Source organism: Mesorhizobium sp. M0771, assembly GCF_040320155.1.
Taxonomy (GTDB): domain Bacteria; phylum Pseudomonadota; class Alphaproteobacteria; order Rhizobiales; family Rhizobiaceae; genus Mesorhizobium.
The window spans coordinates 162,319-182,490 of record NZ_JAMYPC010000010.1; the positions used below are offsets into that span (position 1 = coordinate 162,319).

16 protein-coding genes are annotated in these 20,172 nt (G+C 64.6%); 2 read left to right on the top strand and 14 right to left on the bottom strand.

The window, feature by feature from the left end:
• Positions 1-70: 70 nt before the first annotated feature.
• From atpD to NKI05_RS17465, 5 genes are all read right to left on the bottom strand, one after another.
• Positions 71-1,642, bottom strand: a complete 1,572-nt coding sequence (atpD, locus tag NKI05_RS17445) for a F0F1 ATP synthase subunit beta (protein ID WP_023704940.1) — start codon at positions 1,640-1,642, stop codon at positions 71-73.
• A 70-nt stretch (positions 1,643-1,712) separates the two neighbouring features.
• Positions 1,713-2,597, bottom strand: a complete 885-nt coding sequence (locus tag NKI05_RS17450; protein ID WP_023668672.1) for a F0F1 ATP synthase subunit gamma — start codon at positions 2,595-2,597, stop codon at positions 1,713-1,715.
• A gap of 34 nt (positions 2,598-2,631) precedes the next feature.
• The gene (gene atpA, locus NKI05_RS17455) at positions 2,632-4,161 is read right to left on the bottom strand and encodes a F0F1 ATP synthase subunit alpha (protein ID WP_023684101.1); all 1,530 of its coding nucleotides are present in this window, start codon (positions 4,159-4,161) and stop codon (positions 2,632-2,634) included.
• Positions 4,161-4,721, bottom strand: coding sequence for a F0F1 ATP synthase subunit delta (locus NKI05_RS17460; RefSeq protein WP_023815265.1), 561 nt, complete (start codon positions 4,719-4,721; stop codon positions 4,161-4,163). Before NKI05_RS17460 ends, atpA begins: the two co-directional genes overlap by 1 nt.
• Before the next feature lie 246 nt (positions 4,722-4,967).
• Positions 4,968-5,363 carry an AGROH133_08824 family phage infection protein gene (locus NKI05_RS17465; RefSeq protein ID WP_023684099.1) on the bottom strand — a complete coding sequence of 132 codons (396 nt, stop codon included), beginning with the start codon at positions 5,361-5,363 and terminating at the stop codon, positions 4,968-4,970.
• Positions 5,364-5,501: 138 nt separating this feature from the next.
• Between NKI05_RS17465 and NKI05_RS17470 the strand changes: the two genes are divergently transcribed.
• The gene (locus tag NKI05_RS17470; protein WP_023815266.1) at positions 5,502-5,690 is read left to right on the top strand and encodes a hypothetical protein; all 189 of its coding nucleotides are present in this window, start codon (positions 5,502-5,504) and stop codon (positions 5,688-5,690) included.
• A gap of 16 nt (positions 5,691-5,706) precedes the next feature.
• Here the strand turns inward: NKI05_RS17470 and NKI05_RS17475 are convergent, their stop codons facing one another.
• The 5 genes from NKI05_RS17475 to NKI05_RS17495 form a co-directional block, all read right to left on the bottom strand.
• Positions 5,707-6,402 (bottom strand): aspartate/glutamate racemase family protein, encoded by a 696-nt coding sequence (locus NKI05_RS17475; RefSeq protein WP_023815267.1) that lies wholly within the window; start codon positions 6,400-6,402, stop codon positions 5,707-5,709.
• Positions 6,403-6,512: 110 nt separating this feature from the next.
• A complete protein-coding gene (locus NKI05_RS17480) occupies positions 6,513-7,847 on the bottom strand; it encodes a lysine N(6)-hydroxylase/L-ornithine N(5)-oxygenase family protein (RefSeq protein WP_023815268.1) in 1,335 nt (444 codons plus the stop codon).
• Positions 7,844-9,658 (bottom strand): IucA/IucC family protein, encoded by a 1,815-nt coding sequence (locus tag NKI05_RS17485; protein ID WP_050594078.1) that lies wholly within the window; start codon positions 9,656-9,658, stop codon positions 7,844-7,846. The genes NKI05_RS17480 and NKI05_RS17485 overlap by 4 nt, the downstream gene beginning before the upstream one ends.
• Complete coding sequence (locus NKI05_RS17490; protein WP_031205317.1) at positions 9,655-10,719, bottom strand: GNAT family N-acetyltransferase; 1,065 nt, start codon at positions 10,717-10,719, stop codon at positions 9,655-9,657. The genes NKI05_RS17485 and NKI05_RS17490 overlap by 4 nt, the downstream gene beginning before the upstream one ends.
• A complete protein-coding gene (locus tag NKI05_RS17495; protein WP_023815271.1) occupies positions 10,716-12,488 on the bottom strand; it encodes an IucA/IucC family protein in 1,773 nt (590 codons plus the stop codon). Before NKI05_RS17495 ends, NKI05_RS17490 begins: the two co-directional genes overlap by 4 nt.
• A 120-nt stretch (positions 12,489-12,608) precedes the next feature.
• Between NKI05_RS17495 and NKI05_RS17500 the strand changes: the two genes are divergently transcribed.
• Positions 12,609-13,766, top strand: a complete 1,158-nt coding sequence (locus NKI05_RS17500; RefSeq protein ID WP_352792745.1) for an MFS transporter — start codon at positions 12,609-12,611, stop codon at positions 13,764-13,766.
• A gap of 24 nt (positions 13,767-13,790) precedes the next feature.
• Here the strand turns inward: NKI05_RS17500 and NKI05_RS17505 are convergent, their stop codons facing one another.
• The 4 genes from NKI05_RS17505 to NKI05_RS17520 form a co-directional block, all read right to left on the bottom strand.
• Entirely contained in the window at positions 13,791-15,077 is a 1,287-nt protein-coding gene (locus NKI05_RS17505; protein ID WP_023815273.1) for a RhtX/FptX family siderophore transporter, read from the bottom strand.
• Positions 15,074-15,454 (bottom strand): hypothetical protein, encoded by a 381-nt coding sequence (locus tag NKI05_RS17510; RefSeq protein WP_023815274.1) that lies wholly within the window; start codon positions 15,452-15,454, stop codon positions 15,074-15,076. The genes NKI05_RS17505 and NKI05_RS17510 overlap by 4 nt, the downstream gene beginning before the upstream one ends.
• Before the next feature lie 9 nt (positions 15,455-15,463).
• Positions 15,464-17,668, bottom strand: a complete 2,205-nt coding sequence (locus NKI05_RS17515) for a TonB-dependent receptor (RefSeq protein WP_023815275.1) — start codon at positions 17,666-17,668, stop codon at positions 15,464-15,466.
• A 280-nt stretch (positions 17,669-17,948) separates the two neighbouring features.
• A complete protein-coding gene (locus NKI05_RS17520) occupies positions 17,949-20,132 on the bottom strand; it encodes a primosomal protein N' (RefSeq protein ID WP_023815276.1) in 2,184 nt (727 codons plus the stop codon).
• Positions 20,133-20,172 lie beyond the last annotated feature (40 nt).

Sequence of the window (20,172 nt, forward strand, 5' to 3'; positions counted from 1 at the left end):
GAGAGGACAGCTGTCCTGATCACCCGGCCGCTATTCACTACTGACTACTGACTACTCCCTATTGCCTTGATTACGCTGCTTCAGCCGCCAGGCGCTGAGCCTTCTCGACCGCTTCGTCGATGCCGCCGACCATGTAGAAGGCGGCTTCCGGCAGGTGATCGTAGTCGCCGTTGCAGAGGCCCTTGAAGCCCTTGATTGTGTCGGCGAGGTCGACCAGCTTGCCCGGCGCACCCGTAAACACTTCGGCGACGAAGAACGGCTGCGACAGGAAGCGCTCGATCTTGCGGGCGCGGGCCACCGTCTGCTTGTCCTCTTCCGACAGCTCATCCATGCCAAGGATGGCGATAATGTCCTGCAGCGACTTGTAGCGCTGGAGGATCGACTGCACCTGGCGGGCGACGGCATAGTGCTCCTCGCCGACGACCAGCGGATCGAGCATGCGCGAGGTCGAGTCGAGCGGATCGACGGCGGGGTAGATGCCCTTTTCCGAGATCGCGCGGTTGAGCACGGTCGTCGCGTCCAGGTGGGCGAACGAGGTCGCAGGCGCCGGGTCGGTCAAATCGTCGGCCGGCACGTAGATCGCCTGCACCGAAGTGATCGAACCCTTGGTCGTTGTGGTGATGCGTTCCTGCAGCGCACCCATGTCGGTGGCCAGCGTTGGCTGGTAACCCACGGCCGAAGGAATACGGCCGAGCAGCGCCGACACTTCAGAACCGGCCTGCGTGAAGCGGAAGATGTTGTCGACGAAGAACAGCACGTCCTGGCCCTGGTCGCGGAAATATTCGGCGACCGTCAGGCCGGTCAGGCCGACGCGGGCACGCGCGCCCGGCGGCTCGTTCATCTGGCCATAGACCAGTGCCGCCTTGGAGCCTTCGCCGCCGCCCTTCTTGTTGACGCCGGACTCGATGAACTCGTGATAAAGATCGTTGCCCTCGCGGGTGCGCTCGCCGACGCCGGCGAAGACCGAGAAGCCGCCATGCGCCTTGGCGACGTTGTTGATCAGCTCCTGGATCAGAACCGTCTTGCCGACGCCGGCGCCGCCGAACAGGCCGATCTTGCCTCCGCGGGCGTAGGGCGCCAGAAGGTCGAGCACCTTGATGCCGGTGATCAGGATCTGCGCTTCCGTCGACTGTTCGACATAGGTAGGCGCCGGCTGGTGGATGGCGCGCATCTCGATGCCGTCGACCGGGCCTTCTTCGTCGACCGGCTCGCCGATGACGTTGATGATGCGGCCGAGCATGCCCGGGCCGACCGGAACGGTGATCGGCGCGCCGGTGTCATAGACGTCCTGGCCGCGAACCAGGCCTTCGGTGGAATCCATGGCGATGCAGCGCACGGTGTTTTCGCCCAGATGCTGGGCAACTTCGAGCACCAGGCGGTTGCCGACATTGGAGGTTTCGATGGCGTTCAAAATGGCCGGCAGATGATCGCCGAACTGCACGTCGACGACGGCGCCGATGACCTGGCGAACCTTGCCGATGGCGCCGGTCCTCTTGACGGCAACGCTCGTCGTCTTCGCTGCCGGGGCCGCGGCCTTGGCGGGCGCGGCCGCCTTCTTGGCCGGAGCGGCCTTCGCCGCTGCTGCCGGAGCCTTTGCGGCCGCTTTGGGGGCCGTCTTCGCGGGGGTCGCTGCTTTCGCCATCGTCTTTACCCTTCTCGTCCTTTGTTTCTCACGCTCCATCAGAAGGTCGATGACCTCCTGGCGGTCGCGCCTAGAGCGCTTCGGCGCCCGAAATGATTTCGATCAGTTCCTTGGTGATCTGCGCCTGCCGCTGGCGGTTATAGGTGATCGACAGTTTGTTGATCATGTCGCCGGCATTGCGCGTTGCATTGTCCATGGCGCTCATTTTGGCGCCCATCTCGCCGGCTGCGTTTTCGAGCAGCGCGCGGAAGACCTGGACCGAGATGTTGCGCGGAATGAGGTCGGTGAGGATCTCGCCCGGCTCCGGCTCGTATTCGTAGACGGCATTGCCACCGGCGGTCGCTTCGGCGGGAGCCGAAGCCACGCCGGCAGGAATGATCTGCTGCGCGGTCGGAATCTGGCTGATCACCGACTTGAACTGCGAATAAAACAGCGTGCAGATATCGAAGCCGCCTTCGCCGAACAGATGGATGATCTTACGGGCGATCGCATCGGCATTGACGAAGCCGAGCTTCTTGACATCGCGTAGGTCGACGCGGTCGATAATCAGCGAGGCATAGTCTCGGCGCAGAATGTCGAAACCCTTCTTGCCGACGCAGATGATCTTGACCTGCTTGCCGTCGGCCAGAAGCCGGCGGATATGGTCGCGGGCCAGACGTGCGATCTGCGAGTTGAAGCCGCCGCACAGGCCGCGCTCGGCCGTGCAGACGACGAGCAGATGCACATCGTCCTTGCCGGTGCCGGTCATCAGCGCCGGGGCATCGCCGCCGCCGCCGATCGCCTGCGTGATATTGGCCAGCACCGCACCCATCCGCTCGGAATAGGGACGCGCCGCCTCCGCTGCTTCCTGCGCGCGACGCAGCTTCGCCGCGGCGACCATCTGCATCGCCTTGGTGATCTTCTGCGTCGCCTTGACCGAGGCGATACGGTTACGAAGGTCTTTTAATGAAGGCATGCTTCAAACCTGATCCCGAGCGTCCGGCTTCTTCTCAAGCGAAGGTCTTGGCGAAGGCGTCGATCTCGGCCTTCAGCTTGGCGCGCAGATCGTCCGACAGCGCCTTTTCCTTGCGGATGCCGTCCAGCACGTCCTTGCCGGCCGAGCGCATATGGCTGAGCAGGCCGTGCTCGAACTTGCCGACCTGGTTCAGCGCCAGCTTGTCGAGATAGCCGTTGACGCCGGCGAAGATCACCGTGACCTGCTCCTCGACCTTGAGCGGCGAGAACTGCGGCTGCTTCAACAGTTCGGTCAGGCGCGAGCCGCGGTTGAGCAGGCGCTGCGTGGCGGCGTCGAGATCGGAGCCGAACTGCGCGAACGCAGCCATTTCGCGGTACTGCGCGAGCTCGCCCTTGATCGAGCCGGCGACCTGCTTCATCGCCTTGATTTGCGCCGACGAACCGACGCGCGACACCGACAGGCCGACGTTGACCGCCGGACGGATGCCCTGGAAGAACAGGTTGGTTTCGAGGAAGATCTGGCCGTCGGTGATCGAGATCACGTTGGTCGGGATGTAGGCCGACACGTCGTTGGCCTGCGTCTCGATGATCGGCAGCGCGGTCAGCGAACCGCCGCCCAGATCGTCGTTGAGCTTGGCGGCGCGCTCGAGCAGGCGCGAATGCAGGTAGAACACGTCGCCCGGATAGGCTTCGCGGCCCGGCGGGCGGCGCAGCAAGAGCGACATCTGGCGATAGGCGACGGCCTGCTTCGACAGATCGTCATAGCTGATCAGCGCATGCATGCCGTTGTCGCGGAAATATTCGCCCATGGTGGCGCCGGTGAACGGCGCCAGGAACTGCATCGGCGCCGGATCGGAAGCTGTGGCGGCGACGATGATCGAATATTCAAGGGCGCCGCGCTCTTCAAGAACCTTCACGAACTGCGCGACCGTCGAGCGCTTCTGCCCGATGGCGACGTAGACGCAGTAGAGCTTTTCCTTTTCCGGCCCGTTGTCGTGCACGGCCTTCTGGTTGAGCATCGTGTCGAGGATGATCGCGGTCTTGCCGGTCTGGCGATCGCCGATGACCAGCTCGCGCTGGCCGCGGCCAACGGGGATCAGCGCATCGATGGCCTTGAGGCCGGTCGACATCGGCTCGTTGACCGACTTGCGCGGGATGATGCCTGGCGCCTTGACGTCGACGCGCTTGCGTTCGGTCGCCTTGATCGGGCCCTTGCCGTCGATCGGATTGCCGAGCGCGTCGACGACGCGGCCGAGCAGGCCCATGCCGACAGGCGTATCGACGATGGCGCCGGTGCGCTTGACGATGTCGCCTTCCTTGATGTCGCGGTCGGCGCCGAAGATGACGACGCCGACATTGTCGGCTTCGAGGTTGAGCGCCATGCCGCGGATGCCGCCGGGGAACTCGACCATTTCGCCGGCCTGGACATTGTCGAGGCCGTAGACGCGAGCGATACCGTCACCGACGGACAGCACCTGGCCGACTTCGGAGACCTCGGCCTCCTTGCCGAAATTCTTGATCTGGTCTTTGAGAATTGCGGAAATTTCCGCGGCGCGGATGTCCATCAGCCGACCTCTTTCAGTGCAAGCTTGAGCGAATTGAGTTTGGTTTTGAGCGACGTATCGATCTGGCGCGAGCCCATCTTGACCACCAGCCCGCCGAGCAGCGACGGATCGACGGTAACAGTGATGACCACGTCCTTGCCGGCGACGCCTTTCAGCGCGGCCTTGAGTTCGGTCTGCTGGGCAGCCGTCAGTTCATGCGCCGAAGTGACCTCGGCTGATGTCTCACCGCGCTGTTCGGCGGCGATCTTGCGAAAAGCCTTGATCATGCCGGGCACCGCGAAGAGCCGGCGGTTGCGGGCGACGACGCGCAGAAAATTGCCGGTCAGGCCGGTGATGCCGGCTTTGTCGGCGATCGACGCGATTGCCTTGGCCTGGTCCTCGCTGGAGAACACCGGGCTGTTGATGAGGCGCGTCAGGTCGGCGCTGTCATCCAGCATCTTGGCGAAACTGTTGAGGTCGGCCTCGACCTTGGCCACCGAATTCGACTGCAGCGCAAGTTCGAACAGCGAACCCGCGTAGCGTTCTGCGACACCTGAGATTGGCGATGACGATTGAGCCACGGACCGTCTTTTCTCTTGTCTGAGGGGCCGCAGATTGTTGGCGCGAGCAAAAACTCTGGCTAAATCTTTGACCTTACTAAGTTTTTCCAAGCACGGAGGCGCGGCTTCCGCTATCCCCGGCCGAAAGTCGATTGCCGTCTAGCACAGGCATTTTAAGACCGCAATGCGTCGTCCCGCATGCTTTTCGGGCACTATTGTCGCATCCGGCCGCAGAGTTCAACTGAAGCCTTTGGATTGGCTGCCGATTCAGGGCAGAAAGCCGAAGACGAAGGCAAGCGGCAACGCGGCCAGGACGAGTTCGACGACGATCGACGCCCAGTTGAAAGGCGTGTTGGCGCCGTCCGACATCATCGACAGCAAACGGCCAAAAGCGGTGAACAGCCAGGAAAAGCCGAGTGCCATATAGAGCCACGGCTGCGCCAACAGAATGCAGCACAGGCTGACGCCGAGATAGAAGCCCGACATCCGGCCGCGCCCTTCCGCGATTGCCGCTGCCCTTTCGGGCCGGACCTGCAGCCGCAGAATCCGAAATGCCAGCCCTGGCGCGAGGAAAAACAGCAGACCGAGCGCCAAGGTGACGACGGCGCTGGACCAAGCCAGCCATTCGCCCTGGCTGGTCGGCCACGGAAACGCAAATTCCATCTTGCTTTCATCCCCTCACAGCAATGCCGGATGTATTGAATGTCGCTGCAAAAAGAAGTCAAGCGCGCGGCAGTTTTGGCACGCAATTCGTGAAGGAGCGGAAGGCTGTTTAGGCCGCGCGCGCGTCCGGCCAGCATCGTGGCCAACCTGTATTATCAGGCGACGCCTCACTCCTATCTGCAGGACCGGTTTTGCACAGCCAAAGGCCCCGACACCGATCGCCTTTATTTCCTGACCAGGCACCTCAATCTGGCCGGCACGGAAGCAGATCGATGGAAGCTGAAAGTGGTCGGCAGCGGCAATGTCGCCGTGGCCGCCCAGCCCTGATCTCTGTTTTGGCCCTTCAGGGCAGCATGAATGCGACCGCCGCCTCGGCATGGATGCGCGTGGTGTCGAACACCGGAATGTCGAAATCGCGCTCGCCAATCAACATGGTGATCTCGGTGCAGCCCATGATGACGCCATCGATCTTCTCATCGCGTCGTAGACGGGCGACCTCGTCGATATAGGCCGCCTTCGATGCCGCGCTGACGATGCCGCGGCAGAGCTCGTCGTAGATTACCTGGTGCACCATGTCGCGCCCGGCCTGGTCCGGCACCACGGGCTGCAGCCCGTATTTCTCCGTCAGTCGGCCCTTGTAGAAATCCTGCTCCATGGTGAAGCGGGTCGCCAGCAGCGCCGGCCGCTTGACGCCGGCGCCCTTGACCGCGACGGCCGTGGCGTCGGCAATGTGGATAAGCGGGATCGACACCGCCGCCTGCACCCGGTCGGCGAGCTTGTGCATGGTGTTGGTGCAGATCAAAAGCCCCTCTGCGCCGCCCGCCTCCAGCTTGCGCGCCGCATCCGCCAGCAGCACGCCCGCACTGTCCCAGTCGCCATGATGCTGCCGGCCGGCGATTTCGGCGAAGTCGAAGGAATAGAGCAACAGCTTTGCCGAATGCAGCCCGCTCAGCCGCTCGCGCACGATCTCGTTGAGCAGGCGATAATAGATCGCCGTCGATTCCCAGCTCATGCCGCCGATGAGGCCAAGGGTTTTCATGCGCTGAGCCTCCAGCAGGACCGAACGATCTCTCTCACAGAAAAGCTTTACGGGTCGATGTCAATCTTAACGCGCGCCGTACCACGCTCTTCGGCCCGCCTCCACAAACATCACCGCGCGCCCGATTCGGTCATCCTCGCATTGGCGCCGAGATGATGCAGGCTTTGTGTCGTGTGCCTTGAACTCCAGGCAACCGGCGGATCGGGCAGATTGAGATCGAACTGTGCCCGCCCGAGCAGCGAATTGACGATCTTGGCGCTGCGCCAGGCCATCAGGCTGAGCTGCGGCTCGGCTATGCCATGGCTGAGCCGGCCGGCATTGAGCGCGTAGATGCGCCGGTCGTCGGGCCCGTCCCATTCGACCTCGAAGCTGCCGTTGAGCCGGTAGTGGCCGCGCTCGTCCAGCGCGATCCTGTCCATCAGCGGCGCCATGCAATCGGGAATGGCAAAGGCATAGCCGGTGGCCAGCACCACCGCATCGACGGTGCGCGTCTCGATGGCGCCGTCGAAGCCGTTGCGCATGATCAGCCGGTATTCGCTGCCTTCCCGCGTCACGTTCAGCACTTCGCGATGCGGCGTCATGTTGACCGCCGTCGTTTCCTCCGAGAGGTGCCGCAGCGTGTAAAGCTGGCGGTAGATCGCCTTCAGCGTGCTCGTCGATGCGCCGTCACCGGCAAGCAGCTGCTGTTCCAGGATCGTCTCGCGACGTCCTTGCGGCAGCCGATGGAAGTTTTCGACATAGCCCGGCGTGAAGAGCTCGTCGGTGAACGGCGAGTCGTCGAGCGGCAGGAAATTCGGCCGCATCGAGATCCACTCGATCTCTCGGCCGGCGAAGCGGTCGGAGGAGATCAGATGCAGCAGCACCTCGGCGCCGCTCTGGCCGCCGCCGATCACGGCGATGCGCTGTCCGCTCAGGCGATCGAGACGGTTGGCGGCCTGGGCGTTGTGGAAGCATTGGTCGGAGGCCGCCGCCCGCGCCCAGGCAGGGATGTTGGGCTTCAGCCCGACGGCAATGGCAAGATTGCGCGCGCTCACCTCCTCACGGCCGGTACGCAGCCTGAAATTCGTTCCGTCGAAGTCGATCTGATCGACGGCGCTGGCGAAGCGCAGCGATGACAGGTTCTCGCCGACCCATGCGAGGTAGCGGGCGAATTCCGGCCGCGGAATGGCGGAGAAATCCGCGTTGAGGAATTCGTAGAACCGCTTCTGCGCGACCAGATAGGACATGAACGACCATGGGCTGGTCGGATGCGTCGCGGTGACGAGGTCCTTGAGGAAAGAGGTCTGCAATTCGACGCCAGGCAGCATCATGCCGGGGTGCCATTCAAGCCGCGTCGCCCGGTCGAAGAAGCGCGCTTCGACGCCGTCCACCGCATCGAGATGGGCGGCGAGGCTGAGATTGAACGGCCCGATACCGATGCCGGCGAGGTCAAGCGTATGGGTCATGGCGAACTCCTTGTGGAGCTGGCTGGGCTGATGGGAGATCGCCGGGCTGACTCGGGGTTAAGCGGATTGTCGAGCGGTGTACCGAGGTCGGGCAGAGGGCGTTCGCCGCTGTCACCGTAGCCGATCGCGAACCGCACCTTGTTGATGGCGATGCGCGGAATCTTCGGCGCAAACAGATCGAAAAGCGCGAACCGTTCCGCCAGCTCAGGGTTCTGCGCCTGGTAGCGCCGGATGGCGCAGGCGAGGATGCCGTAGAAAGTCCTCTCGTCGAAGCGGTCCCAGGTGGCCAGCGCCTCGGACAGGAAGCGCAGGACGCTGACGATGTGCCCGGTCTGCAAATGCTGCAGAAGATGTGCCGGTGGCCGGCGCTTCAGCGTCGAGAGGATTTTTCCGTCGAGGCCGGCCAGTTCCGGGAATGGCTGGTCGACGAGGTCGAGGTCGCCCTGAAAGTCCTTGACCGCCACACCGACCGGCGTTGCGCCGTCGAGGATAATGGTGACGTTCTGGCCATGGGCGATGAAGCCGACGCCGTAACGGCACATGAAGTGGTAGAGCGGCACGAAGACCGTGGAGAACAGGCGATCGAGCCATGCCTCCGGACCAAGGCCGGATTGTTCGATCAGGGCGCTGGCGATCGGCCTTCCGTGCGCGTCGCGCTGCGGCAGGGCGCCCATCATCATCGGCCGCTGGCCCGCTGGCAGATCCTTTTCGGGGCTTTCACGCCAGATGGCGCCCAGCATCTCGCAAAACTGATAGGGCGCGCCTTCCACGCCGGTATAGTGCGGATGCGGGTAGAAGGCGCCGGCGACTTCCTTCAAGACCTTGACGTCCTTGAGCACCGGGTCCGCGGCCGCCACCGCGCCTAGCCAGCGCGACAGATCGGCGCCGATCTCCATGTATTTTCCCGGCACGCCGCGCCAGGCCGAGGTGTTGAGGACGGTCAGCGGCAGCTTGACGTGCAGCGCCTCGGGCCGCGCCGCATTGGCAAGCGTGCGCAGCGACTGCAACGGCAGGAACGGATCGCCGAACTGGCCAAGGGGCACCAGCCGGCCGGCGGCAATCTCGCCACCATATTGCGAGGCGATCATTGCCTGCCACTGCCAGGGGTGAACCGGCAGCAGCCTGTGCGTCGACCGCGAGACCCCGGCGGCGGTGATGGCCGCTTCAAGCCTTGCACGCTCGTCATCGCCGAGTGCTGCCTGCAACAGCACCTCTTCGTCAATCTCGCGATCGAGCGCCAGCTGGCAACGGTCGCGCGCGGCGGCAAGCCAGAAGAGCTGGAATGCGGTGGCCGATTCAGGTGCGTAGCGCTCGAAGTCGTCCCGCCCCCAGCCGAGCCGGCCCTTGTTGGCGGGCGCCTTCGGATGGCCGTCGAGCAACGCCTGCAACTCGGTATCCGGCAGCGCGGCTAGCTCGGCGGCTGGTCGATTGCCGCGCGTCTTGACGATGCGCTTGTCGGCCATCAGCGTGTTGTAGAGTTCCTTCGCATAGGTGCAGAACGTTGCCGGCGACATGCCGAGCGTCTCGCGCGCGTCGGCGAAGAAGGCGACCGCATCGTCGACCGGCAGCTCGATGCCGGCATCGCGGGTCAGCGTCTCCGGGCGAACAGCGATCTGGCCCCACAGGCGCCGCGTCGCGGCAAAGCGGTAGGTCACGCCGGGGCCGGGCGTCAGCTCCCACCGGCCGGGCGAAAGTTCGCGCGGCGCCAGGCACTCCTCGAAGGTCAGTTCGGAGATCGCCTTGGCGACGGCCTCGCGATTGATCGCGGTCCAGCGCGCTCCCGCCTTGGCGATGGGTTGCTGTACCGTCACAGCGGCACCTCGCGGAAGAAGCGCTTCCGCTCGCAGCAGACCAGCGCCGCACGCTTGTGCGGAAAGTCGAACTCCTTGACCTTGTCGAAGGCGACGTCGGCGCAATAGCTCAGCATCTTCTGATGCGCGGCGCGAGGCTCGCCGACGATGCGCTGCGTGCGCGGCTCATCCAGGAACAGATAGTGGTTAACGGAACGGAACAGAGCCAGCGTCTTCGGTCGGCCGAGATGGCGCGTGTTGCCGATCAGCCCATGCCAGCCGCGGTCCCAGTCGAGCGGCTCGTAGTAGGGCCCGAGCCGGTCTTCCTTGGCCCAGTAGAACTCGAAATAGCCGGTCGGCTCGCCGTCGAAGCTGGCGATGACGCCGAAAATATGCGGATCGCTCTCCTGCTCGGCGAGATATTTGTCGAGCTCCTCATGGCTCTGGGCAAGCTCCCAGAAGAAGGCGACGCGGCCATCGTTCATCCAGCGATGGAAGAGATCGAGATCGGTCCGGCGGTCGATCGGGCGCAGCGACACGGTGAGACCGATCTCCGGAATCCAGCGCTCATACATCGGGCCGCAGGGCCGCGCTTGGCGCAAAGGCGGCAGCCGGTCTTCCGGACCGATCGCGGTCGTCAACGCCGGATAGGTGACATGTGAGGCCTGGCTGCGCCACAGCAGCGGCAGCTGGCGCAGGACCGAGCGATGAATGACGGCGCGTTCCGGCTCGCCCGAAACTGTCTCGGTGGCCAGCACCGAAACCGGCCACAGTGTCTTGGCCGCCGGCAGGAAGGCGCGGTCGAAGGTAGGATGTAGGCGCAGCGCCGCATCGACCAGACCCGCCAGGATCTGCGGCTGGTCGAGACGGGCCCCGGCAAACGCGACGTCGTCGATGAGCAGGCGGCCATCGGCGACGGAGATGCGGGCCTGTCCGACCGCTGTTCCGTCGGCATCGACCAGGCTGACATGGCCATCGCCGGCACGAATGGCGAGCGGCTCGGCGGCCGAGGCCAGATGCTGCCATCCTTCGTTGCCGGCGACGGTGGCGGGTGACCAGTTTTTCGCAGCCTCGATGTTCATGCGTACTCTCTCACATGCAGGGGGTTGGGAAGCTCGACGTAACCGGCCAGCGGGTCGGTCACCTCTGTGTTCTCGTTGATGTCGCGCAGCGCGATCAGGAAATTGCCTTTGGCGGCAAGCGTCGGCGCGTTGAGCAGATAGTCGACGCAGGACCGGTCAGCCATCGGCGTGGCGGCCAGCCGCTCGAGCGAGCGGCGGAATATCGCCAGCAGGTCGTCTTCGTTGGTGAGGCCAGCAGCGGCAAGGGCTGCGACAGCGGCGAAGGCGCCGTTGACGATCAAATAGTATCCGAACAGCTTCGCGGCCGCTTCCGCCGGGAAGACATGGTCTCCCGATTGACCGGCCTCAGGCAGGAATTCGCGCAGCCTGGGCAGGAATTCCTCGACATAACCGGTGCCCTGGCAGTCGCGAAAATAAAGCGCATTCGGCAAGCCGCCGGCGAGGCCGACGACGAGGTTTTGCTGGTGGGCGCCGAACAGCAGGCCGAATTCCGAGAAGGCGACGATAAAGGGCTCGATGGCGGTTTCGAGGAAACGCTCGAACCACAGAAGTGCCGTCTCCTCGACAGGTCTCTTCTCGTCGCGGGCGATGCGGCGGACCAGGTCGGACAGATGGCTCTCGGTGCGGCCGGGATGGCGCTCGCACAGCGCGCCGAGAACGGCGGCCCGAGGGCTGCCCGTGCCGCGGAACGGATTTTCGCGAAACGAGACGATGGTGTCCGTCATCAGCCGCCCGTCTTCATCGCGCAGGCCAAACCAGGCCGGCTCGCCCAGCACCGTCATGGTCGGGCAGCGGCGCTGCAAGGCGTCGCCAAGCCTGCCCTTGACCAGCCGGTGGACCGAAAGGCCACGCCGGCATTCATGCTCCTCGACGATGCGCCTTGAATTGGTCAGGCGCAGGCTGAGCGAGAATTTCAGCATCCACTCGGCTTCAGGCGAATGAATTGTGCGCAGCGAGGTCGTGGCGCGCCAGGCCGGCCCGCCAAGCCCAAGATCGACAATGCGGTCGGCGCGGAACAGGCTCTCGATGCGGTCTTCCAACATCAGCCGTGCGGCCTGCCACGGATGCATCGGAACGAGCACTTTGCCCTGCTGCTGGCCGGCACGAGCGAGCAGCTGCGGATCGCTGGCGGCAAGCCCGCGGGCCATCTCGGTGACATCTAGCGGCTCGACGCTGCCCCCAGTGAGGATGGCTGGATCGACGGCCCACCAGCGCAGTTTGAAGGCATTGGCGTATTCATGCCCGAAGCGCGCGGAATCCGTGTGCGTGAACTCTTCGCGGCTCATCGGCGCCGGGTGCACGGCGTGGCCGAAACGCAGCGCACTTTCGGCTTCGATGAAATCCGGATCGCCTTCGGAGAAAGGCCGCGACGATCCACGCGCCGCAGTCGCCTCAGTGATCGCGGCGATGCTGGCCAGGCTGCGGCGCAGGAAGGTCAGCCGGCTTTTCGGTGTCGCCCGGCCGGCAATGTCGGGATCCGCCAGGATCAGCGTCAAAAGACTGAAAAGGTCGATCTCAGACGCCTCGCCATCGGCATCAAGGCGCCAGAGCGGCATCGCGAAATCGTGGTAGCCGACCTTCGAGCGATGCCGCGCCTCGACGAGCACCGCCGCGCGCGAGGCAGGGAAATTCAGGCGCAGCACAGCCGCCTGCAGCCGGAACAGCCCGGTTTGCCTGGCGTCGATGAATTCCCAGCCATCCCATTCCCGCAGCAACGCGTTGAGGAACGGGCTTAATGCAGAGGAAGATTCTGGTTTTACTTGCTCCATGTGCATCCGCATAAATCTTAACAATACTGTATGTATTGTATTTTATACGTTGTCATATTAAACATTTCCGTTGATTATCTATTCTAAAAGAGAAATAAGCTTCGCGTTATGACGATCAGTATGAAAAATCGATCTTCCCTTCTTCGCCGCTTGGCAATCGCGGTCTCCGCGATCGGCTTCGGCCAATCGGCTTTCGTGTCGCTCGTTCCCTTGGTGATGGAGCGGCTGAAGCTCGACACGTTTGCCGTCGGCGCGGCGACTGCCGTTGGCGCGGCGGCCTTCCTGGTCGGCTCGCCGCTGTGGGGCCGCCTGGGCGAACGGCTTGGCCACGCCAGGCTGCTGCGCCTGCTTGGCCTCGCCATGCTGGCAGGCCAGGCGGTGTTCGCCATGCTGCTGATAGCAGGCATGGGAGCCGCGCTCGGCCTCGCTTTGCTGGTGCTGTCGCGAACCGTGTACGGTTTCGCCGCATCGGGCGTCATGCCGACGGCGCAGGTCTGGGCCAGCCGCTCGGTTGCCGATGACAGGCGACAGGCCGCGCTGGGACTGCTTGGCGCCGGTGTCAGCATGGGACGCCTGGCCGGCGCGCTGCCGGCGACGGCTGCCGTGTTGTCGCCGCTGCTGCCACCCATCCTGTTCCTGTTCAGCCCGCTGTTGCTGTGGCTCGCGCCGGGCAAGGAGGCAGGCGGCGGACAGATCGACGGCAAGGCGGCTGATGCCGGCCGTGGAATATCGCCCTTCGATCGCCGCGCTCTGCCTTGCTTGGCGATGGGCTTGTGCCTGACGCTGGGCTTCGGGCAAGTGCAGATGATGCTCGGCCCGATAGTCCAGCAGCGTTTTGGCCTTGACCCGACGCAGGCCACGACAGTGACCGGCCTGGCCCTGATGCTGATGGCGGTCGTCATGGTTCTGGTTCAGGGTCTGGTCGTGGCGCGCCTGCGGCTGGCCGAGCGCAACAGCGTTGTCGTCGGATGCCTCCTGGTTTGCGGCGGCATGACGATGCTGACCGTCACGGCAAGCCACGTCGCCTCGGCTGCAGCCCTGATGGTGGCGGCGGCCGGCATTGCGCTGGCGACACCCGGCTACACCGCATGGCTGATGAAGCGCCTCGAGCCCGGCGAACAGGGCTCCGCAGCCGGCTGGCTCACCAGCACCCATGTGCTCGCAGAGCATCGGTGCGGTGGCCGGCGGCTTTGCCTTCACACTGTGGCCCTTTGCACCGCTGGCCGGCTGCGCTGCGCTGGCGCTGGCCGCCGCCTGTCTCGCAGCCATGGTTCGTGAAACCGGGCGTTAAAAAGACCGCGCTCATTCGGCGACCTCCGGCAGCGGCTGCATCGGAGTACCCGGCTGGGCCTTTGCGGCATCGGCAAAATGGGCATTCAGCATGCGATAGGTCGCCACCACGGCCATGCCCGACAGCACGGTCGCCAGGGTGAACAGCGCGGCGTAGCCGAGCATGTCGGCGAGGCGCCCGGCAAGCATGGAGCCGACGAGGTAGACGATGAGTTGGGCGCAGGACAGGATGGTGAAATCGGTGCCCGGCTGGTCCGACGAAGTCACGGCCATGAACAGGCTGTAGAGCGCCACGATTTCCATGTAGCGCACCAGCGTCTGCAGGAACGAGGCGCCAAAGATCGGCCAGAAACCGGCGATGGCGCCGAAAGCATGCAGCGCGAAGATCAGGAAGCATAAGGTGCGCAGCGCGCCGAGCAGGCCGAGCACCGAGGCGGCGCCGCGCTTGTGCAGCAGCCACGCCGCCAGCGCCGAGCCACCGAGCCCGACGGTGAGCGCAGCACCGCCAGAGAGATAACCGATGATGTCGAGCGGCACGCCGGCATCGACGAGATAGGAGCCTTCCATCGACTTCACCAGCCCTTCGCTGGCGCGGTAGATGAGCGCGATCCACAGGATCTGGCGCGCCTCGGGCCGGCGCAGGAAGCGCAGGACGGAGGGGCGGTCGATGGCTCCTTGCGGCGCGCTGGCGACAGGATCGGTCTCGCGCATGGCGAAGGCGGCAAACAGCGGGATGACCGATAGCGCGGCCACCATGGCCACCATGGTTTGCCAGCCGGCATGATGATAGGCCAACAGGCCGAGTGTGCCTCCGAGAACGACGCCGAGCGCGACGGCGCCGCCCTGGATCGCATTGCCGATCGGCCTGTCCTTCGGATCGAGATATTTGGCCGCGTAACCATCGGTGGCGATGTCCTGCGTCGACATCAAAAGGCTCACGACAAGGCCGGCGGCAAAGATGCCGGTGACATCGGTCGGCTCGATCCACAGCATGGCGGCGATGCCGGCGATGACGCCGACCTGGGTGATGATGACCCAGCCGGCGCGATGCGCGCGGGCCAGCGGCCGGAAGCGGTCGACCAGCGGCGCCCACAGGAATTTCAGCACCAGCGGCAGCATCAGCAGCGCCATCATGCCGATGGCGGTGCGCGACACACCCTGCTCGCGCAGGATCGGCGGGATCGCCGCGGCAAACAGGTAGCTCGGGATCGCCTGCGCCAGATAGAGGCAGGCCAGGACGACGAAAAGCCGCAGCCGAGAAAGCCCGGCAGGCGCCGGCTGGGCTGCGTCGGCGCTCATTTGGCATATTCCTTCGGGGCGTAACCGTTCAGGAAGGCGTTGGCCTCCGCCCGGCTGCGGGTGACGAGCACCGGAAAGCCGAACAGGCTTTGCCAGACGCGCTGCATGTTTTCGTCGGCGGCGGAGCGCACCAGCGCGCAGGCGCGGCAGACTTTTTCGAGCTGCTCGCGTTGCGCCTTGTACCAGAGGTTTTGCGCCTTGCGCTGGGCGTCATTGAGGGCGATCTCGATGCCGATATCAACCAGCAGCGCGAACGGCTTCCGTTCCTGCGAAATGCGGCCGAGCGCCTCGACATAGCGCCCGCCATCCGCCGGATCGGCGGGCGCTTCTGCCAGCAGCGAGACCAGCGCTCCATTTCGTTGGAGAGATACCGCCATCGCCGCCCCTCAGAAGGTGATCTGGTAGGACAGCGCGACCGAACGCCCCAGACCCGGAACGTCGGCACCGCGCGTCGCCGATGCGGAAGGGTTGATGTAGTAGGTGTCGAACACGTTGCGCACGGCAAGGTTCAGCACGCTCTCATTGGCGAACTTCTTCGACACGGCGAGATTGACCAGAGCCGCACCGTCCAGTTCCTGGGTGGCGATGCGGTCGCGTCCGGAAAACAGCTCCAACTCGCTGCGCAGGGTCAGTTCGTTCTCGAAATGGGTCGTGAGATAGACCAGGCCCTTGTAGGTCGAAGGGATGCGGTTGTTGGGCAGATATTCGTTGGCTTCGATGTGGCCGTCGCGGTCCGCATCGTATTTGCCTTCGACATAGCCGACCGATCCGCCCAGCGTGAACATGCCGCTGAGGTCTGCCTCGAGATTGGCTTCGACGCCCCAGATGCGTTCCTTCTGCTGCGATACCCGGTTGTTGACGATGTCGTAGCTGACGCCGTTGTCCGAGGTCGACAGATAGGTGCTGACGCCGCCGCGATAGTTGCCCCAGTCGCCGCGCAGGCCGGCTTCCCAGGTGTTCACCAGCTGGGGCTCGGGCGCGATATCGGCATAGCTGATCGCATAATCCGGCGCGTTGGTGCAGGGCAGCAGCGGCCTGATGGCGGTGCCATAGGCGTCGCAGGTCTCGGCGTTGGAGTTCAACCCGGCGCGGCGGGTGAAGCCGCCAATGTCGGTCAGGCTGTAGCCTTGCGAGAAATTGCCGAAAAGCTGCATCCTTTCGGTCAGATCGTAGACGGCGCCGGCGTTGAAGGTGACGGCGTCGTAGTCGAACGAGCCGCCGGTCACCTGGATCGCCGGCAGGCCGATAATGTTGCGGCCTAGCAGAACGGCAGCGGCAGGCCGGGTGAAGTCTTCAACGTTGAGATAAAACTGGTCGTAGCGCGCGCCGCCGCTGATGCGAAAGCGATCCGTCACCGGAATTTCACCCTGCGCAAACAAGGCAACCGAGTTCTGGGTCGTGGGCGAGATGGCGTCCTGGCCGTTGGTCAACTGCTGATCGGTGGCGTCGAAGACATAGTCGGCGCCCCAGGTCAGCGTGCTGCCCTGGGTGAGAAAGTCCATCGGCGTGTTGACGGTCAGGTTGACGCCGCTGCGCCGCGACTGCAGCGCCGTCTGGTTGAAGTCGGCGGTCGGGTCGGTGCCCGGCGGCAGGATCACCGGCCGCGTCGGGTTCGTCGGCAGGTAGACCTGGCTGTTGACGGCCGAGAATTTGGTGAAGGGCGACTGCTTGAAGATGTCGTTGTAGAACGCCTTGACCTCGAGGTTTCCGAGCGCGAAGTCGCTGTCGGTGTATTTGGCGGTCAGGTATTTCGAATCTTCCTCCAGCGGCTTGCCTTCATAGGGATCGCCGAAATCCGGGGAGACGGGGTTGGTCGTGTAATCGGTGAACCAGTCCGGCTTCTGCTTGGCATAGGTCCAGTCGACGCTGACCTCGAAGCGGCGGGCATCGAACTGGTAGCCGGCCACGCCGAACAGATTGCCCGTGCCGGTGCGGTCACCGCCGCCTTGCCCGAGCATGGCGTCCGAAGCCATCTCGTTGCCGTGGCCGTCATAGGTGCGGCGCGACAGATCGCCGGAGGCCGAGAAGAAATAGTCGAAATCGCCTTTCTTGCCCTCGACCGAAACGCTTGTGCTGGGCCCTGCCGACTTACCGGGATTTTCGGTGAAGGCGGTGACGCCGGTGCGCACCGTCACCTTCGGCTTGTCGCTGTCGCCACGCTTGGTGATGAAGTTGATCGTGCCGCCGGTGGCGCCGGCGCCATAGAGGCTCGACGCGCCGTTGATGACTTCGATGCGCTCGACCGAATTCAAGTCGATCATCGACAGGATGCGTGACACGTCCCGCAGCGGCGTGTTGCGCGGCACACCGTCGACCATGATGAGCACGCTGCGGCCGCGGAAGGTTTCCGAGGCGCCCGAAATGGTCTGGTTGCGCGGCGCGTAGCCGGGAACGATGCGGCTGATCAGCGTCGCGGCGTCGATGTTTTCCTGCGCGGCTTCCTCGACCTGTTCCCGTTCCACGACCTGAACGGACTGGGCAACGCTGGAAATGGACCTTTCATTGCGGCCGGTGACCAGGATCTGGTCGAGCACGGTCCCTTCCTGCGTGCCTGTCGGGGCGGCTTCCTGGGCAAATGCCGCGCCTGCCATAATCGACGAACCCAAAGCCGATGACCAAAGAAGTGAAATGCAAAATCTGCGCATGCTGCCCTCATCCATGCCCTGGTCCCCAGTGCCAAAGCGGAAAGGCCCAGTTATAATTCATGATAAAACGAGTCAACATTTATTTTATGACTTTTTAAATCAGGATTAGTCAGCGAACGGACGGGAGCTGGGTACATGAGCAGCGCGCATTTTAGCATGTGCTAAGGTGCTGAGTTTTCTTGACAAAACGGCACAGGGGCGCCGGCGGCGGCTTTAGCCTTTGTGCTTACAAGAAGCTCTGCGGATCGATGTCGACCTGGACGCGAACCGAGCCGCGCTGCTTCGGCCCTTCGGCGAGTATGGTGCGGATGAAGCCTTGGATGTCGGCGCGCTTTTCACCCTGGATCAGCAAGCGGAAGCGGTGGCGTCCGCCGAGCAGCGACAGCGGCGCTTCGGCCGGGCCGAGTACGAACAGGTCGCTGGCCTGGGGTGCTGCACGGCGCAGGCCGCGCGCATGGCCTTCGGCCTCGGCCCGCGTCACCGCGCTGACGATGACGCCGGCGAGCCGGCCGAAGGGCGGCAGAGCGGCCCGTTCGCGCTCCGTGATTTCGCGCTCGTAAAATGCCTCGGCATCGCCCGAAACGATCGCCCGCATCACCGGATGGTCCGGCTGGAAAGTCTGCAGCAGCCCCAAACTCTTCTTGCCGGAACGGCCGGCGCGCCCGGTCACCTGGCTGAGCAATTGGAAGGTGCGCTCGGCGGCGCGCGGATCGCCATTGGCGAGGCCGAGATCCGCATCGACGACACCGACCAGCGTCATGTTGGGAAAGTTATGCCCCTTGGCGACCAGCTGGGTGCCAATGACGATGTCAGCCTCGCCATTGGCAATGGCTTCGAGTTCCAGCCGCAGCCGCCGCACGCCGCCCATCAGGTCGGATGACAAGACGATGGTGCGCGCGTCAGGGAAATGCGCCACCACCTCTTCGGCGATGCGCTCGACGCCCGGCCCGCATGCCACCAGATGGTCGAGCGTGCCGCATTCGGGACAGGCCTCCGGCCGCTTCTCATTGTGCCCGCAATGGTGGCAGACGAGTTGGCCGCGAAAGCGGTGCTCGACCAGCCAGGCCGAGCAGACCGGGCAGCCGAAGCGGTGGCCGCAGACCCGGCACAGTGTCAGCGGCGCGTAGCCGCGCCGGTTGAGGAACAGCAGCGACTGCTCTTGTCTCTCCAGCGTGCGCTGCATCTCTCCAATCAGCAGCGGCGACAGGAAGCCGCCGCGGGCCGGCGGCGCACGCCGCATGTCGATCGTCTTGAGATCGGGAAGCGCGGCCTCGGCGAAGCGCGCCGACAGCACCGCCCTGCTGTAGCGGCCCTGCTGCGCATTGACCCGGCTTTCGACCGATGGCGTCGCCGATGCCAGCACCACCGGGAAGCCGCTGATATGGCCGCGCACCACCGCCATGTCGCGGGCATTGTAGAAGACGCGGTCCTCCTGCTTGTAGGCAGGGTCGTGCTCCTCGTCGACGACGATCAGCCCGAGCTCGCGGAACGGCAGGAACAGCGCCGAGCGTGCGCCGGCGACGACGCGCACGCCGCCTTCCGCCACCTGTCGCCAGACCTTTTCGCGCATTCGGGGCGGCAGGTCGGAATGCCATTCCGCCGGCTTGGCGCCGAAGCGCTGCTGGAAGCGTTCGAGGAAGGCATGCGTCAGCGCGATCTCCGGCAAAAGGATCAACACCTGCTTGCCCTGGTCGAGGGCTGCCGCCACCGCCTCGAAATAAACTTCCGTCTTGCCTGAACCGGTGACGCCGTCGAGCAGCGTGACGTTGAAAGCAGCGGCCGTGACATTGGCGCGCAGCATGGCGGCCGCGTCTGCCTGGTCCGGCATCAGCTCCGGCATGGCGTAGGAGGGATCGGGCGCGGCGACCACCGGTCGAGGCGGGATCATCACCGTCTCGAACACGCCTTGCGCCTTGAGCCCCTCGACCACCGTCGACGACACGCCCGCCGCGTGCGCCAGGCCGGATCGCGTCCAGGCAAGCCCCCCTTCCGCCGTCTCCAGCACGCGCGTCCTGGCATCCGTCATCCGGTCGGGCATGACGAGGGTCCGCTGCAGGCCCTCGATCCATGGTTCGGGATCGAACGCCTCCGGCGCGCGCAACAGCATGCGCGCCACCATGCCGGGCGGCGACAGCGTGTACTGCGCCAGCCAGTCGACAAAGCGGCGCATGCCGCGGTCGATCGGCGGGCAGTCGAAGACCTGTTCGATCGGGCGCAGCTTTTTGGCGTCGATATTCTCGACCGCACCATCCCAGACGATGCCGGCAACCTGGCGCGGACCGAGCGGCACGCGCACGATCGAGCCCGGCACCACGCGCATGCCGGCGGGCACAGCGTAGGTATAGGGCCGTTCGGCGGGCATCGGCACCAGCACCGGCGCGGCTGCGACAAAGGGCGAATCTTCGATCATCGGGCGTGACCTTGCCCCGACTTTGGTCTAGATCAAAGGG

Excerpts from the sequence above, each read along its gene's own strand:
- NKI05_RS17505 (WP_023815273.1), bottom strand. The coding sequence starts at position 15,077 with ATGAGCGCCGACGCAGCCCAGCCGGCGCCTGCCGGGCTTTCTCGGCTG.
- NKI05_RS17465 (WP_023684099.1), bottom strand. The coding sequence starts at position 5,363 with ATGGAATTTGCGTTTCCGTGGCCGACCAGCCAGGGCGAATGGCTGGCT.
- NKI05_RS17515 (WP_023815275.1), bottom strand. The coding sequence starts at position 17,668 with ATGGCAGGCGCGGCATTTGCCCAGGAAGCCGCCCCGACAGGCACGCAG.
- NKI05_RS17480 (WP_023815268.1), bottom strand. The coding sequence starts at position 7,847 with ATGACCCATACGCTTGACCTCGCCGGCATCGGTATCGGGCCGTTCAAT.
- atpA (WP_023684101.1), bottom strand. The coding sequence starts at position 4,161 with ATGGACATCCGCGCCGCGGAAATTTCCGCAATTCTCAAAGACCAGATC.
- NKI05_RS17500 (WP_352792745.1), top strand. The coding sequence starts at position 12,609 with ATGAAAAATCGATCTTCCCTTCTTCGCCGCTTGGCAATCGCGGTCTCC.
- atpD (WP_023704940.1), bottom strand. The coding sequence starts at position 1,642 with ATGGCGAAAGCAGCGACCCCCGCGAAGACGGCCCCCAAAGCGGCCGCA.
- NKI05_RS17495 (WP_023815271.1), bottom strand. The coding sequence starts at position 12,488 with ATGGAGCAAGTAAAACCAGAATCTTCCTCTGCATTAAGCCCGTTCCTC.
- NKI05_RS17510 (WP_023815274.1), bottom strand. The coding sequence starts at position 15,454 with ATGGCGGTATCTCTCCAACGAAATGGAGCGCTGGTCTCGCTGCTGGCA.
- NKI05_RS17475 (WP_023815267.1), bottom strand. The coding sequence starts at position 6,402 with ATGAAAACCCTTGGCCTCATCGGCGGCATGAGCTGGGAATCGACGGCG.
- NKI05_RS17490 (WP_031205317.1), bottom strand. The coding sequence starts at position 10,719 with ATGAACATCGAGGCTGCGAAAAACTGGTCACCCGCCACCGTCGCCGGC.
- NKI05_RS17520 (WP_023815276.1), bottom strand. The coding sequence starts at position 20,132 with ATGATCGAAGATTCGCCCTTTGTCGCAGCCGCGCCGGTGCTGGTGCCG.
- NKI05_RS17450 (WP_023668672.1), bottom strand. The coding sequence starts at position 2,597 with ATGCCTTCATTAAAAGACCTTCGTAACCGTATCGCCTCGGTCAAGGCG.